This is a genomic window from Bartonella elizabethae F9251 = ATCC 49927 (assembly GCF_000518165.1).
Taxonomy (GTDB): Bacteria; Pseudomonadota; Alphaproteobacteria; order Rhizobiales; family Rhizobiaceae; genus Bartonella; species Bartonella elizabethae.
In genome coordinates this window covers 22,731-39,293 of record NZ_KI912393.1, presented here as the reverse complement: position 1 = coordinate 39,293, position 16,563 = coordinate 22,731, and the positions used below count along the sequence as shown (strand labels likewise).

Sequence of the window (16,563 nt, the reverse complement as noted above, 5' to 3'; positions counted from 1 at the left end):
ATGCCAAAAGCAAAAGCAAAAACAAAAAATATAAACAATCCTTCTCCCCATAATTATCTCTATCCTAAAACTGTTACGTTAAAAAATAAATATGGCACAAAGGACCTTGATACTTTTTTGAAAAAATGTTCGCATGATACAGCAAAGGCGATGATTAATCTGCGCGAAGAATCCTTACCAGAAAAGTTCGATAGCGCCTATCTATGCCATATTCATAAAAAATTGTTTAGCAACACATTTGAGTGGGCTGGTTTGACTCGAAATATCCCCGTTACATTTTCAGATGGCACCACAGCCGTCATGCCCGAAATGAAAAGAACAGGCTGGGAAAATGCTTTTGCAATCGGAGATGAGATCCAAGAAGGATTACAACAATTAGATCAAATGCTTGCCGAAAAAAACAATTTGCAAGGCTTATCGCGCGAAGAATTTAATTCTGAAGCAATAAACTTATTTAACGCTCTTAACCAAGTCCACCCATTCAGAGAAGGCAATGGACGCACACAACGGGCATTTTTTGAAAATCTCGCCAAAAGCGCAGGCCATCAACTTGAATTTTCGCTTGTCACAAAAGAACGCATGCTTCTTGCCAGTGTTGCAGTCGCAGAAAAGGGTAATCTAGAACCGATGCAACATCTGTTTGAAGATATCTCCAATCCAGAAAAGGTATGTCTTTTAAAAGAATTCATGGATAACATGAAAAACAGCGGACGCAATGTGAATGATCGCCCTGTTATGGTTGTAAAAGAAGGTGAAACTTACACGGGCCTGTATAGAGGTGCTGGCCTTAACAGCTTTGCCTTCAATGTGAAAGGAGCTTACATCATCGGAAGTAAAGAACATCTCACACCAGAACAACTCAAAACATTAAAACCCGGTGATAGATTTACCTTTACCGTTCCTCAAACAAAAGAGTTAAAAGGTATTCTCATTCCTGAAGAGAAATTAGTTCCTTTGACAAAAAATGAAAAGGCTGAAAGGGTTGCAGAAGATGCTTGTGTCAACACAAGCCTAAAACAGGTCCAGCAATTGGCAAAAATTGTTTATGGTAACGAAACAAAATTAAACAAACAGATGGCTGCAATTATTAACGATCCAGCCTTAGGTCAACAGCTTGCTAATCAGATTGAAAAGGCTCCAGACTCTGTCGCTCATCTTGCAGGTTTTAATTTATGTGGGCTCCAAAATCAGGCCCGTGCAAACGCTAAAAATCATGTTGAGATGCTTTGTAGCGCCGTTGTCAATTTCTCCCATGCTGTCAAACATGCTGAGAAGGAAATTAATCAAGAACATAGAGCAGAACAAGAACGTCGCGCTAAAACAGTAGAAATGCCAAGTCAAAGCTTGCAAGATCTTTTTGCCTTGCCAAAAGAATTACAGCAAGAAGTTTTAGCAAAAAATCCTGGACTTCAAAAAGAGCTGACCAGCTTTGTCAAAAACATCAATAGCCGTCTTTCCACAGCTGAACATAAAGCTGTCAAAAATAATGCGTATGAAGCATTAGCTGAAAGCATGGGTGTCTCGGAAAATAAAGCCAAGCAAATTACACAAACCATTAAGCAAGCCAAAGAAGTGCACCAGCAAACCTGCACACGCGCAATCAACCGTTCAAATGTGCTCGCTATGGCCAGCTAAGAATGGATAAAATTTTTCTTTTTCATGAGAAGAGCGCACAAACAAAAACAGATGAGCGCTCTCTTGTGCCTTTGGAAAAAAGGGCATTTCGCAGCATATTCTAAAGAGGATTGAATAAAATACAATGAAATATACCAAGACACAAATGATCCTTATTTTAACCCCTATTGCTTTAGGGGCTTTAACGATATTTCTTGTCCCTCATTTTTTGTTGCTGATAACCAATGGCCTTAAGAGCGATCAAATTTATTGGACTCTTCGTTCAGAGCCTTTATTAGTCTTAGCTCTAACGGCTGCTGTTTCATTGTTGTATAGTCTCTCACAAAAACTACACCTGCGTAAAATCATCACTTTTGTTTCCCTGGCTTTTTTTGCAACCATTGCTCTTTACTATGTTGGGGGTGAACTAAAACGTTTAAGTCCCTATGTTGGCCAACAAGGAATAACGTGGAGCTATGCGCTTCAATTCATGGATCCCATGGTTATCTTTGGCATCATCATTGGTGTTTTTTTTTCCATCATTCAATTCATTACAACCTCTCCCCCTAAAAATAAGGTCAAGCGTGCCAAAAAGGGTGTTTTTGGGGATGCCGCATGGATGAATTTAAATGAAGCGGCAAAAATTTTTCCTGCCAATGGGCAAATTGTTGTAGGAGAAAGATACCGTGTTGATCAAGATAATGTGTGTAAAATTCCCTTTTCCCCTGGCAATAAAACAACATGGGGCAAAGGTGGAACAGCCCCTTTGCTCACCTTTAATCTTGATTTTGGTTCAACGCATATGATTTTTTTTGCTGGTTCTGGTGGTTATAAAACCACAAGTACAGTCGTTCCTACGTGTTTAACCTATCCAGGCTCTGTTATTTGTCTTGATCCTTCAACAGAAGTTGCCCCAATGGTTAAATTTGCACGTCAAAAAATGGGCAATAGAAATGTTATTGTTCTCGATCCGAATTCACTTTTAACAAAAAATTTTAATGTCATCGATTGGCTTTTAGATGACAGTGTCCCACGCACACAACGTGAAGCGAATATTGTAAGCTTTTCTAAATTGCTTCTTACAGATAAAAAATCAGACAATTCTTCAGCGGAATATTTCTCGACACAAGCCCATAATCTTTTAACAGCTCTTCTTGCTCATGTTATATTTTCGGATGAATATGAAGACGATGAGCGCAATTTAAAAACATTGCGTGGCATTCTCTCTCAATCAGAAACAGCGGTTGTCAATCAATTACGCATGATTCAAGAAACAACCCCTTCTCCTTTTATTCGCGAAATGGTGGGGATTTTTACAGAAATGGCGGAGCAAACCTTTTCAGGTGTTTATACAACCGCCTCAAAAGACACCCAATGGCTTTCTTTATCCAATTACGCCAATCTTGTTTGCGGCGATGATTTTTCCTCCTCAGATATCACAGATGGCAATACAGATGTTTTTCTCAATCTTCCTGCTAGCATTTTAAACAGTTATCCAGCAATCGGACGTGTGATTATTGGTGCCTTTCTCAATGCCATGGTTACAGCAGACGGTAAGTATAAAAAGCGTGTTTTATTTGTCTTAGATGAAGTTGATCTTCTAGGCTATATGAATATTTTAGAAGAAGCACGTGATCGTGGACGAAAATATGGAACATCCTTGATGCTCTTTTATCAATCTTCTGGTCAGTTGGTCAATCACTTTGGCGAAGCAGGAGCACGTTCATGGTTTGAAAGCTGCTCCTTTGTCAGCTATGCTGCCATTAAAGACCTTCAAACCGCAAAAGACATTTCAGAACGCTGTGGTCAAATGACCGTTGAAGTCACCGGAACAAGCAGATCAAAAGGTTTATCTTTAGGCAAGAGCTCTTACAACGTCAATTACCAACAAAGAGCTCTTATTTTACCCCATGAAGTTATTCAAGAAATGCGTCAAGATGAACAAATTATTCTTATGCAAGGACAACCCCCTCTGCGATGTGGTCGCGCCATCTATTTCAGAAGAAAAGAAATGTTAGCTGCTGCTGCAAAAAACCGCTTTGCCCCCCAAAAGAAAAACTAACTTTCATCAATGAGATACTAACAAAAAAGAATACATTCCTATTTTTTCAAAAAAGTCTGCGCATAAAAAATTCTCCTGCCACCATACAAAAAAACAGAGTCAAAAAATCCGTGATTTTTCCTTTTCTATTTTCCCCTTTCTATTTTGCGTATCATTTTACCAGCAACCATGACCTTTAAATTTTTATAAAAAACGCCCATCCCCCAATCAAGAGCAATATCAATATCTCTACATCTCTCTTAGGAAAAGGGACACACACTTACAAAGTTTTTCATATATAATTTATGACAACAAATTGATTTAGAATGATAATTTATCTAAATTTGTGCTAAGTGAGAGACCCAATAGCCTCAAGATTCTCTTATTTCAAATCTTTTTCATGATTAAGAACGCAATCAATGAAAGCGTGCGGCAATACCTATCCCCTTACAGACAAGCAAAGATATTTAAGAACGTTCATAACCCATCTCAATGATGCAAGAAAAACAAAAGATTTCCCTCCCCTTTGAGACAAGAAACCTTCACCACACCCACACGACAAACATAGACTTTTCCCAAAAAACATTCAAGAGATCGACAAAAATGAATAAATCATTCTTATACAAGCTTCTTCCCCCTTTAATATATCATAACGTGTTCTATTTTAACGACTAAGCGCTAAAAAATGCCCTTTCTCGCCAGCCAAAGAAAAGTCTCTCACCCTTATGAGGCTTAGGCTTTAAAGTAGCGCTATACCATAAAGCAACAACACAAAGTAAAAAAACATTTTGTTGCAAAGTATAAACAAGAGGTCCCCATAGGCCAAGAAGAAGAACATAATGGAGAAAAATTCGTGATAACTGCTTTTATCCATAGACTTCCCAACCTGAACACTGTGTATGAAAAGCCCCAAAGCCATCCGATGACCAAGAACAATCCTCTCCGCCATATCCGCGTCCCTCAACAAAGCGCTCTTGCAAACAACTTTACGAAAAGCAAAACAGCAAAAATCTTAAACAACATTTTTCTTTTTGACCTTTTCCCCTCATCTCAAAGCGGAAAGGGCACTTTCTCTCTTATAACACTCAAAATCTCAAAAGAATACGCGAAGGGGAATTTTCAATATGACCCGCGTTTAAAGCGCGCATCAACCACCACCCTACTTTCTCAGGAGAGACGATATGTTAGAGCAAAATTATCTCTATAAAGGAACCCCAACACTCAAAAATAAATATGGCATCAAAGACCCCCAAAAACTATATGAACGCAGCACCCGTGAAGCTGCCAGAGAGGCTGCTAATTTTCGTCATGAACCACCACCCCTAAAATTTGACGCTGCTTATCTCAAACAAATCCACTGGAGCCTCTTTCACAAAACTTTTGAATGGGCAGGTCAAACGCGCGATACATCCTTTACCTTTGAAGATGGCAGCACTGCCCGTATGCCAGCAATGCGCCCTAAAGGGTATGAGGTTCCTTTTGCCATCGGTCCACAGATAAAAAAAGAGCTCACACAACTTGAAAGAACACTAAGCGAAAAGAACAATTTACAAGGTTTATCGCGCCAAGAGTTTGCTGAAAGTGCCGCTGACGTTTTTATGGCGCTGGAACACGCCCATCCTTTCCGAACAGGCAATGGACGCGTCAATCGAATGTTTATGGAAAAACTTGGACAAGCAGCGGGGCATCAGATTGACTTTTCGTTCACCACAAAAGGACGCATGACAGCAGCTTGTATTGAAGCCATGCAACATGGCAATCCCCAACCGATGAAAGATCTTTTTGAAGATATCACCCATCCGCAAAAGTCTCTTGTTTTAAAAGAATTTATCTCCCAAATGAGACAAGCTGGACTGGATGAAATTAATAATCGTGTTGTTGTTGCCGCAAAGGAAGGGGTTCCCTATGAAGGTATCTTTAGAGGCTCTTCAGCAGAAGGGTTTGTCATGGAAGTCGAGGAAGGATTCGTCGTGGGCCACAAAGATGATCTTTCCCCAGAACAAGTCAAAACATTGCGCAATGGCGACCAAATCCTCTTTCAAAAAAGCAACGTTCAAAATGTAAAAGAAACCTTGATCCCACAAGAAACCTTAGCCCCTCTCAACCGCGAAGAGTTATTTGTAAGAATTTCAACTGACCCTTATGTTGAAGCAAACCGAAAAGAAGTCGAAGACCTATCAAAGACTGTATATGGTAAAGCCCAAGCCTTAAAGACACAATTGGATATCATAACAGCATCTCCAAACTTAGGAAATCAATTTGCTGATGAAATTTTAGAAAACCCTCAATCTGTTTCTAAACTTGCAGGGAGAAAAATGTTTGACATGAAAAGTCCAAGTCGCAGACAAGCCGAACAGGCTGTTCCACAACTCAGCCAAGCCCTTAGAGATTATGGTACAATAACAAAACAAACAAAAGATGAAATTCTAGAGCAGCACCAAAGAGAACAAAAACGCTTAAGCCACGGGGTTGAGAAACCTGGAAAAAATTTACAAAAACTTTTTGCCTTACCAGAAGAACGACAAAGGGAAGCTTTATTGCATTCTCCAGCACTCCGACAAGAACTCCATACCTTTTCACGCCAATTACACAATCGTCTCTCCTCAGAAGATCGCAAAGCCATACAAGAAGGAGATCATACAAGATTGGCTTGTCTTCTTGGGACATCGGAAAGCAAAGCCAAAGAAATTGCGCAGACTGTCAAGAACACCCAAGAAGCCCAATGTCAAGTTCGTACTTTAAAAGTTAGTCGTTCCTCATCATTAGCTCTTACCGGCTAAAAAGGGGACCTTTTAGCTTCCAATAAAACTCTTGGTGTCCGTCATTTTATCTCCATTGCACCAAGAGTTGTTTTAGAACGGTACAAAAAATCGTTCTAAAAATGAATCCTGTAATTTATTATAAGTTATTGATAAGATTTCACAAAAAAACTGTATAAAAGACATAAATCTCCATTACAGATCAATATGAATAGCGCGTAATCTTTGGCAGGCCATTCAATTTGATATCTTCTTTTATCAAGATATCAAAAAAGTGGGGAATGGCCCCAAAGAGGTTTTCTAAAATATTGAAAGGAAACAGCCATGAAAAAAAGCCACCCACACAAAGAACCTCAAAATCCAGAAACCCAAAAGCCAGAGCCTCTCTACGCGACAGTAAATAAAAACAAAGGAAGAGGCGGTCCGCGCATCCCAAGCCCAGAAGAGGTACAAGCAGCAAACAAAAGACCACCTCTCCAAGAAGGTTCCCCCTACGACAGACCGAGGGGAAGAGAGCAAACAAATTCGCCCTATAACTCCCCGAGAATGGGAGCAGGGTATGATACGCCCCCTTCTCAACGACCACAAGAAACTCCTTATGCACCCCAATACCCATTAGGAGCTACCCGTGCAACCACCGCTGGAAGGGGTTCGCGTGAGCCTTCTCCGGACAATCCTACAAATCCCTATCAAGTCACTAATCTAATGACGGGTGAAACAGAGTTCCAAGAGCAAATAAACCCCCTTTATGACTCACCAAGCGGAAGCAGTGAGGATTTACGCTTCTCCCAAAGACCAGAGGAACATCTCTATGCAGAAATTGATCCCAGAACACAAGGCGGACGTTCTCCCCATAAACCATTAGAAACAATCTATACAACATTGGGCGCGGGTGCTGAAGGTGGAGAACGCCAACAACAGGAAAATCCCCTCTACCAAGGCGTTGGCAGAGCAACAACGCCCCCTCCCAGAACCCCAAAGGATGAGGTTACCACAAGGCTTTTAAAAGACACAGGCTTTCAATATGGTGTAAGAGAAACCCAAGAGTGGTGTACAGTTGTTTATGGTAATCCACATGCCTTGAATAAACAACTTGCGGACATTCTTGAAAATCCTCAAGGAGCAGAAAAGATCTTATGGGGCCTTGCAGAAAATCCTGAAAGCCCTGGAAAGCTTGCTGGTCGGCAGCTTCTTGGCGTAAAGAGCCCCGATCGTAAAGAGGCTGAAGATGGTTTTCGTCACCTTTGCTCATCTCTTGAAAGACATATCCATAAGGCACAAAAGCTCCATAAACAGTTTACACGTGAGCTGGAAAGAGGTCAAAAACAAGAGAGTCCAGAAAGAAGCCCTGAACACCGACGTCACCATCACCACCATCACCACCATCACCACGCAAGAGGACAGGAACGAAATAGTCCAGAACACAGCCCTCGACAACAAAGGCATGGAGAAAAAGGAATGGCTTATGCCATGTAAGAGGGCATCAACATAAAAACAGATCAATTTTGTTTTTCATATTATCTCTTTATTCAGTGAAATTCTTGGCGTAAGTCGTTTTATAGCGGTTGCGCCAAGAATTGTTTTACAATGGTACAAAAAATAGACCTAAAAGTGGACGGTGTAATTTATTGTAACTCATTGATAACGTTTCATAAAAAAACTGTATAAAAGACACAAAGATCCGTTACACTGACTCCGAATAGCGCGAAATCTTTGGAGGTCATTCAGTTGGATATCTTCCTTTGTATAAAGGTTATCAAAACTAAAAGTGGGGAATGCACCAAAGAGGTTTTCTAAAAATATTGAAAGGAAACAGGCATGAAAAAATATCATCCACACCCTTCTGCAAATCCAGAAGCCCTCTATGCACAAGTGAACAAACCAAACAGAGGAAACCAGCGCAGACCAAACCCAGAGGAGGAAGTTTTATACGCATCCGTAAGCACCATTGATCCTCTTTCAAGAGGCGGACGCCATAATCAAAGGCAACAAGGACCGGAAACCGACTACACAGAAGTTGCTCCCCCAAAACGCGGAGAGGAAGTTGTATACGCATCCGTAAGCACCGCAGCCCCTCTTTCAAGAGGCGGACGTCAACATCAAAGGAAAGAAGATCCTGAAACAGACTATGCAACGGTTTCCCCACAACAAAGAGGAAGAACCTCCCTTACAGCTGACCAATTAACTGTACAGCTTTTAAAAAATCAACATGTCCAAGCATATGCGGAAGAGGTGGTGCATTGGAGTAGCATTGTTTATGGACAGAACAACCTTTTCCAGCAACACTTGCAAGACATCCTTAAAAATCCCCTTAAAGGAAAAGAACTATCAGATCGACTTGCTGAAAATCCTGAAAGCATGGGAAAACTTGCTGGTCGCCATGCACTTGGCATGAAAAGTCAAGCACGCAAAGCCGCTGAAGATGGCTTTACCCCTCTCGTTAATGCCATTGATGGATATACAAAGGCTGTAACAGAGGCAAAGGATAGGATTTTGCAAACCCCTCACGCGGAACAAAGACGCCAGCAAGAACATTCTCAGAAAGGTGAAAGCCATCATCACCATCATCGTCACGCAAGAGGACAAGAACAAAATAGTCCTGAGCACAGCCCTCATCGACAAAGACATGGAATGGCTTATGCCATGTAAAGGGGCATTAACATAAAAAAAGATCAACTTTTGTTTTTTATTTAATCTCTTTTTCTATGAATTCCTTGGCGCAAATCGTTTTCTTGCGATTGCGCCAAGATTTGTTTTAGAATAGTACAAAAAATAGTCCTAAAAATGGATCCTGTAACTTATTATAAGTTATTGATAAGATTTCACAAAAAAACTGTATAAAAGACACAAAGCTCCATTACGCTGATGGCGAATAGCGCAGGTCTTTGGAGCGCATATCAGTTCGATATCTTCCTTTGTCTCAAAGTAATCCAAGCATAAAGAACGAGTATGCACCAAAGAGGTTTTCTAAAACAATTTTTGAAAGGAAACGTGCATGAAAAAAGATCACCCTCACCCTTTTCCGTCCTCTTCAGTACAAGAACTGATAAAGCTCTATGAACAAGCAGCGGCAGAGGTCACAGGCGAAGCCCCCCGCCCTCAAGAAAAGCCTTTAACAAGCAAAAGACTATCAACGATACCGGAACAAGATGAGGGAAGTCTCTCTCTTTTAGCAGAAGAAACGATTATGCAGACAAGTGCACAGGCATCTGTTAGGATAACGAATCCAACAACGCCTCTTTCAAGCACGCGCGCGACCCAAAGACTGCAAGAAGCTGAAATGACACGTGCAACAGCTGCTCCACAAGCCGCCCAAAGAGCAACAACACGACTCTCAGAAGAAGAAATCTCTCGATTACTTCCCCACCATTCATTGGTTCGAACCTATCAAGAAGAAATCGAGCGGTTATCCGCAAGTGCTTATGGCGATCCCCATATTTTACAAGAAAAAATGCAGGAAATTCAAAGAAATCCTCAAGCCGGAGAAGAGCTCTCATGGCACATGGCTGCCCATCCTAAAAGTATTGCTAAACTTTCCGGCAGAAGCATGTTGGGCTTCAAAAATCAGACACGCAGAGACGCGGAAGAGAGTTTTTCCGCCCTCAGTCTCACCGTTGAGTGTTATACAGAAGCCGTAAGACAAGCAAGAGAGAGCCTCTTGCAATCTCCAGAGCAAGAACTCAAAAACTATGAACGTCTCATGGGAAAGGCTGCTGTTGCTGAACTGCTGAAAAAACCGGGTCATTCTGAAAGGGAAAAAGAAAGTCTTTCAGAAGCAGACATGTCCACCCAAATTCACCAACATTCAAGGGTCAATAGACATCATGCGCAAATCAAATATTGGAGCAAAGTTGTTTTTGGTAATGAAAATATTTTGCAAGCACAAGTCAAAGAGCTTTTCCAAAACCCTGAAACAATAGAACCGCTGGCACAGCAACTTGCCGGAGACCCCAAGTCTATTCACAAATACGCTGGTCGCAATTTTGGGGGCTTAAAAAATAAAGCGCGCGTTCATGCTGAAGCGGGTCTTTCTCACCTCATTGATGCCCTTGACAATTATGCGACAGCTGTCGCACAGGTCAGAGAAAGTCTTTTACAAACTCAGCAGAGACAACAAGAACATCGTGAAGCATCCGAGCAAACACAAAACTTGCAGCAGCAACAAAACGTTTCACAGTCTGCTCAACGCCCTGAACTTTCAACAGCCGCACATGAAGGAACAACGCCCTCTCCCCAGCAAAGGGAAAGAGAAACGGATTTGCGTCCTCGCAAAACTGCCGCCCCAAAAGCGATGGCTTTTGCCAGCTAAACAGACATAAGTTTCCACGTTGAATCGAACATCTTGGCGCAACACAAGAGAAAGGTGATTTGCGCCAAGAAAGAGAGAACGTTGGAACCAAGTTCATTTTCCCACCACTTAATCTAAGCTATTGATAAAACAGTCTTTAAAGAGTGATCATAAACGGCATCAAAAGAGTGAAATCGTATGAAACTGCTCAGTTTTATATCCTCTCTCATAAAGTCACAGTGAAAAGGCATAAAACAGAATAAACAGCAACGCACTTTTTAAAATAGTCCTTAAAAACAATATTGGAAGAGCTTGAAAGGAACATGCATGAAAAAAAAACACCCCTCCCCTTTTATCGCCGAAATGATGGAAAAACTTCAACAAAAGGTTGAACAATCCCCCACCAGAACCCCTCCTCCCCCAATTTCTCCAAAACCGCAAAAACCATCTATACAAAAACGCCCAGAGAACTTACCTCCCTCTCCAAAGGTTGCGCCCCCGCCGCCCCCACGCGTGAGAGCCTCAATGCAAACCAGCGTCAACAACCAAGAGACGCCTCCTCTACAAACAAAAGTAGCACCGCCAAAACCCCCACGTGCAAAAGACAGACAACAACACAGCCTACAAGTTGAATCCTCGCCCACCACCCAAAAAAGAATGGCCCCACCCCCTCCTCTACGCGGAAGAGAGAAAACGCCAACCGACGTAAAAATCCAAAAGCCTGAAACCTTTGAACGCCCCTCCGCGCCTATAAAAGCAGCACCACAAAGACCACCGCGTGCAAAAGATAGAGAACAACACAGCCCACACGTTCAAGCCTCCCCCTCCGCCACAAAAAGAATGGCACCACCCCCTCCCCCACGCGTAAGAGAAAAAACACCAACCGGTGCAAAAATCCAAAAGCCTGAGACCCAAGAGAGCTCTCCCACGCCTATAAAAGCAGCACCACAAAGACCACCGCGTGCAAAAGATAGAGAACAACACAGCCCACACGTTCAAGCCTCCCCCTCCGCCACAAAAAGAATGGCACCACCCCCTCCCCCACGCGTAAGAGAAAAAACACCAACCGACGTCAAAACCAAAAATCCTGAACCCCTCGCCCCGAGTGTTAGACCCAAAACACCCCAGCATAGAACAGTCCGGCAGCAAAGCAGTTCATCATCACAAGATAGTGAAATATATGCAGTCCCTCGTTCAAACAAACCGCTTCGTAAGGGAAGCAGAAAACAAAGCGATGCTGTTGTGCAAAAAACAGCCTCCCCACAAACAGCCATGAGACAGCCAAAACCGTCTCAGGAACAAAAAGCCTCTATTAATACAATGGAAAGAGAGCTCTTGCTTGGAGCATATCAAGAAGAAATACGATTTTTATGCGGAAAGGTTTATGGTGACCGGCTTATTTTAGAACAAAAAATAGCAGAGATCAAAGAAAACCCGACTATGGGAGAACAACTCTTATGGGATATGAAAGAAAACCCTCTATCTATTTCGAAGCTTGCGGGTCGAAAAGTTCTTGGCATAAAAAGTGATGCACGTAAACAAGCTGAAGAAACGCTTCCTGCTCTACAAGACGCCATAGAAGGTTTTTTATATACCTCAAAATATGCAAAAGAGAATATTTTACAGAGTGCTCACGGGGAGCAACGACAGCATCAACACACCCAACAGGAAGAAACAATCACTCAACACACACAAAGCCGGCTTAATTCAGAAAGGAAAATCCAGCCTCTCTCCAATCAGGAAATTGCCCGCAGAGTTCAACAAGATCCATCGGTTCAATATGGTCAAAGAGAAGTCCAATATTGGTGCCAAATTGTCTATAAAGATCCATTTGTTTTGCAATATAGAATGGAAGATATGCACAAAATTCCAGAAATGGGAGAAGAACTTGTTTTTCAAATTGAAAAAGATCCGACCTCTTTTGCTCCCCTTGCGGGTAGAAAAGCCCTTGGCATAAAAAATGGTGCACGCAAAGCCGCTGAAGAAAATCTTCCTACCCTTTGTACCGCCATTAAAGATTATGGTGAGACGATAAAGCAATTAAGAGAAACCATTGTGCAAAACCATCAGATAGAACAACAACAACGCCATCAACCGCTTAGCGATCTCGATAAAAAATTGCAAAAGCAGCAAAGCCTATCAGAGACCCCGCAGCTGCCTGAGCGCTCAACAACAAAGCGACGTCAAGAGCTTTCTGAAACATCAAGAAAAGAAGAGCACTCCCCTATTCGCCCGCGCAGAAGTGAAGCATCAAAAGCCATGGCTCTGTCGTGATAGTCTCATCACCTTTGGCTTGTCATAGAAAACTTTGGTGCAATTATGTAATTATATTGCCAAGATTGCACCAAGGTCAAAATTGCACAAAGGATAGCGTATAACCTACAGAAAAATTTGAATAAACTCTCCTCTGCCAAAGCGCATTAATAAAATTGCACGATAACATTTCATAAAAATGGCCAACATTGACGTTGCGCCATCATGAACTTTGTTTCATGCGAAGAGGATCAAACTTTTCCCATCACTCAAATCGGCATTCTTCTTTGAAGAAGAAAATACTTAACAAAAATAACATAAGGCAAAAAGTGCAAAAAAGAAGCTTTTTAAAAAACAAATATTAAAAAATTTGAAAGGAAATATGCATGAAAGAAAACACAGAACAGGGTGCTTCCTCCACACAGGAAGAGTTACAAGAACAACAAATAGATGCAGCCGTTTTAAAGCAAATCAATGAAGCCGCGCAAAATTTTTTCTATCCCAATAGCAAAGTTCTTAAAAATAAATACCGTATTAAAGATAAAGAGATCTTAAAAGAACGCTGTTCTGATGATGTCAAAAAAGAAATGATCAAACTTCTCCAAGAGCCCCCACCAGAACAGTTTGATGCTGCTTATCTCAAATATCTTCATCATCGCCTTTTTTCTCATGCATTTGAATGGGCAGGCCATACCCGCGAAAAACCATTTACCTTTGAAGATAACACTGTTGCTTCTATGCCCATTATGAAAAGAGCCGAATTTACAAAGCCTTTTGCGATAGGCAGAAAAATACAAGAGGGACTAGAAAAATTAGATAAGACTCTTGCTGAAAAAAAGAATTTACAAGGCTTAATGCGCGAAGAATTTGTTGAACATGCTGCTGGAATAATGATCGATTTACATCACGTGCATCCTTTCAGAGAGGGTAATAGGCGTACAAAGAGACTGTTTATTGAAAAACTCGCTCAAGCAGCAGGCCATACGCTTGATTTTTCTGTTGTGAGCAAAAAGCGCAAAGACTTTGTCCGCATGGCCGCCATGGAACGGGGTGATCCAGAACCTATGAGGCATCTGCTTGAGGATATTTCCCATCCAGAAAAATTGCTCATTTTACAAGAATTCACCAACTCTATGCAAAAGCTTGGAATGGGTGAAAAAAATTATTATCTCACTGTCGTTGCAAAAGAAGGCGAAACCTATCATGGGACCTATAGAGGCTGTGGAGCCAAGGGCTTCATGATGGATGCTCAAGGAATACTCATCTTGGGAAATAAAAAAGATCTCACACCAGAACAAATACAAACATTAACAAGTGGTGAAACCTTCTCCTTTACAGCCCCAAAGGCTCAAAGCCCAGACAAAAAACAGCAACAAACCCAGCAAAAAACATTGCTGCCAGAAGAAAAAAGAGAGGCTCTGAAAAACGATGAAATAACTGAAAAGAGCAAAGACAGCGCCTCCATTCCAACAAAGGGAAAAGAAAAAGCCCATTTTGCATCATGGATTGCCTCTCATGCTTTAAATGACAGCGTTAAAAGTATGCCCCAAAGCCTGCAAGAAAAAGAACAAAGGGCTCAACCCATGGTTCACTCTGCTTCCTCTATGAAGCAAACGCAAAAAGATTTCCAAGAAACCATTTTAGAGATGAGCCATACAGCGACAACGGATCAAATATCTGTCCAAATGACCAAGGAAACAAGCTCTGACCATCAAAAAAGAGCAAAACAGCCCCTCCCAAAAGCAATGGCATACTGGGAGAAAACGGACACCACCCCTCTCACCTCACAGAAGAAATTCTCCTCATCGCCCAACATCGAAAAAGATCATACAGCGTCCCATAATTTCTTTTACCCAAACAGTATCACTTTAAAAAATAAATACGCAATAAAAGACTCTGAACAATTAAAAGAACAATGTGCCCATGATACAGCAAAAGCAATCATTCATCTGCGCCAAGAAGAGCCACCACAAAGGCTAAGCTCCACATATCTCCAATATATTCATCATACCCTGTTTAAAAAAACTTTTGAATGGGCAGGTCAAACACGCGATAAACCATTTACATTTGAAGATGGCAGCGTTGCTTATATGCTAGAGATGAAAAAAGCCGGCGTTCATTTTGCATCCAAAAAACAAATACAAGAAGGACTAAAAAATTTAGATAAAACACTTGCTGAAACAAATAGCTTAAAAGGCTTAACCCGCGAAACGTTTGTTGAACATGCCGCTGAAATGTTGATACAGCTCAACTATACGCACCCTTTCAGAGAAGGTAATGGACGCACACAACGAATGTTTTTTGAAAAACTCGCTCAAGCAGCAGGACACACACTCGACTTTTCTCTTGTAACAGAAAAACGCATGAACCTTGCCAGCACTGCATCGCTAACACATAACGATAAGGACATGATGAAACATCTGCTTGAAGATATCTCCAATCCAGAAAAAATACTTATTCTAAAAGAATTCGTAGACAATATGAAACATATTGGGCTTAAGAATATTCATCATCATCTGATTATGACAGCAAAAGAAGGTCATACCTATACAGGCTTCTATAGAGGCAGTGGCCCCAACGGATTCATGCTTGATGCCAACGGGACTTTCATCATAGGAAATAAAAAAGATCTTACACCAGAGCAAATACAAACATTAAGAATGGGTGATGCCCTCTCCTTTACAGCACCAAGCACTCAACACCCACAAGAGGTGCTGATCCCCGCAGAAAAAATAGCGCCTCTTACAAGCAGCGAAATTGCCACGAGGATAAAAAACAACGTATTACTTCAAGCAAGAAGAACAGAAATCGAAACTTTGTGCCACATCATTTATGGCAATCGACATATTTTGCAGGAAAAAATTGAGAGAATCCATGAAAATCACAGGGAAGGAGAACAGCTTACCTATCAAATTGCCACATCTCCTCAATCGATTGCTCAGTTGTCTGGGAGCAATATATTGGGCATAAAAAATAACGCGCGTGCCAATGCTGAAGCCAATATTTTGCCCCTCTGTAAAGCCATTGATTGTTATATCAATATTTTTAAACAAACAGAAAGAGACATTCTCCATGACCATCACGCCAAACAAAGGCGCTGTGAACAGTCGGTCGCAATGCCTAAGGTTTGGATGCAAAATCTCCTCTCCTTGCCAAAAGAACAGCAGCAAGAAACCTTATCAAACTCTCCTGAATTAAGAGGTGAAATGAGAGTTTATATCAAAAAAATCAATGAACGCTTATCCTCAAGCGAGCATGAAGCAATAAAAGAAAATAATCCCGAAAAACTGGCTAAGAGTCTTGGCACATCAGCTGTCAAAGCAAAAGAGATTCTGGAAATCGTCAAGCAGACAAAAGAGATAGAACAAAATATACACCCCTTGGCTTTTTATGACCACCAATTGAGTAACCGCTTAGCACCAAAGCAGCATCAATCTCTCCCACAGCAATTATCCAAGAAAAAAACTGAAAAAACATGGTCAAACACCCTTGATAAAGAAGCAAGTAAAGCACAAAAAATGCCAGAAAACATCTATCAAAACATCAAGAGACAAAAAAATATGCCCTCTCACAAAACAGAGCACGCAAAGGCCATGACTCTCTAAAAA

Annotated in this window: 8 protein-coding genes; all 8 read left to right on the top strand. The window is 41.4% G+C overall.

The features are described from left to right. Entirely contained in the window at nucleotides 1–1,635 is a 1,635-nt protein-coding gene (locus T429_RS0108715) for a BID domain-containing T4SS effector (protein ID WP_005774810.1), read from the top strand. Between the two features lie 124 nt (nucleotides 1,636–1,759). Continuing rightward, on the top strand, nucleotides 1,760–3,676 hold the full coding sequence (gene traG, locus T429_RS0108710; protein WP_005774809.1) for a Ti-type conjugative transfer system protein TraG: 1,917 nt from the start codon (nucleotides 1,760–1,762) through the stop codon (nucleotides 3,674–3,676). A gap of 1,160 nt (nucleotides 3,677–4,836) precedes the next feature. Beyond that, the gene (locus tag T429_RS0108700) at nucleotides 4,837–6,435 is read left to right on the top strand and encodes a BID domain-containing T4SS effector (protein ID WP_005775341.1); all 1,599 of its coding nucleotides are present in this window, start codon (nucleotides 4,837–4,839) and stop codon (nucleotides 6,433–6,435) included. A 303-nt stretch (nucleotides 6,436–6,738) separates the two neighbouring features. Next, nucleotides 6,739–7,890 carry a BID domain-containing T4SS effector gene (locus tag T429_RS0108695; protein ID WP_026500986.1) on the top strand — a complete coding sequence of 384 codons (1,152 nt, stop codon included), beginning with the start codon at nucleotides 6,739–6,741 and terminating at the stop codon, nucleotides 7,888–7,890. Between the two features lie 342 nt (nucleotides 7,891–8,232). Then, nucleotides 8,233–9,063, top strand: a complete 831-nt coding sequence (locus T429_RS0108690) for a BID domain-containing T4SS effector (protein WP_005775344.1) — start codon at nucleotides 8,233–8,235, stop codon at nucleotides 9,061–9,063. Nucleotides 9,064–9,409: 346 nt separating this feature from the next. Beyond that, a complete protein-coding gene (locus tag T429_RS0108685) occupies nucleotides 9,410–10,723 on the top strand; it encodes a BID domain-containing T4SS effector (protein ID WP_005774804.1) in 1,314 nt (437 codons plus the stop codon). Between the two features lie 306 nt (nucleotides 10,724–11,029). After that, nucleotides 11,030–12,976, top strand: coding sequence for a BID domain-containing T4SS effector (locus tag T429_RS0108680; protein WP_005774803.1), 1,947 nt, complete (start codon nucleotides 11,030–11,032; stop codon nucleotides 12,974–12,976). Nucleotides 12,977–13,341: 365 nt separating this feature from the next. Further along, a complete protein-coding gene (locus T429_RS0108675; protein WP_005774802.1) occupies nucleotides 13,342–16,560 on the top strand; it encodes a BID domain-containing T4SS effector in 3,219 nt (1,072 codons plus the stop codon). Nucleotides 16,561–16,563: the final 3 nt, after the last annotated feature.

What these genes read in the sequence shown, in the direction of transcription:
- T429_RS0108685 (WP_005774804.1), top strand. Translation starts at nt 9,410, where the DNA reads ATGAAAAAAGATCACCCTCACCCTTTTCCGTCCTCTTCAGTACAAGAA.
- T429_RS0108680 (WP_005774803.1), top strand. Translation starts at nt 11,030, where the DNA reads ATGAAAAAAAAACACCCCTCCCCTTTTATCGCCGAAATGATGGAAAAA.
- traG (WP_005774809.1), top strand. Translation starts at nt 1,760, where the DNA reads ATGAAATATACCAAGACACAAATGATCCTTATTTTAACCCCTATTGCT.
- T429_RS0108690 (WP_005775344.1), top strand. Translation starts at nt 8,233, where the DNA reads ATGAAAAAATATCATCCACACCCTTCTGCAAATCCAGAAGCCCTCTAT.
- T429_RS0108695 (WP_026500986.1), top strand. Translation starts at nt 6,739, where the DNA reads ATGAAAAAAAGCCACCCACACAAAGAACCTCAAAATCCAGAAACCCAA.
- T429_RS0108675 (WP_005774802.1), top strand. Translation starts at nt 13,342, where the DNA reads ATGAAAGAAAACACAGAACAGGGTGCTTCCTCCACACAGGAAGAGTTA.
- T429_RS0108700 (WP_005775341.1), top strand. Translation starts at nt 4,837, where the DNA reads ATGTTAGAGCAAAATTATCTCTATAAAGGAACCCCAACACTCAAAAAT.
- T429_RS0108715 (WP_005774810.1), top strand. Translation starts at nt 1, where the DNA reads ATGCCAAAAGCAAAAGCAAAAACAAAAAATATAAACAATCCTTCTCCC.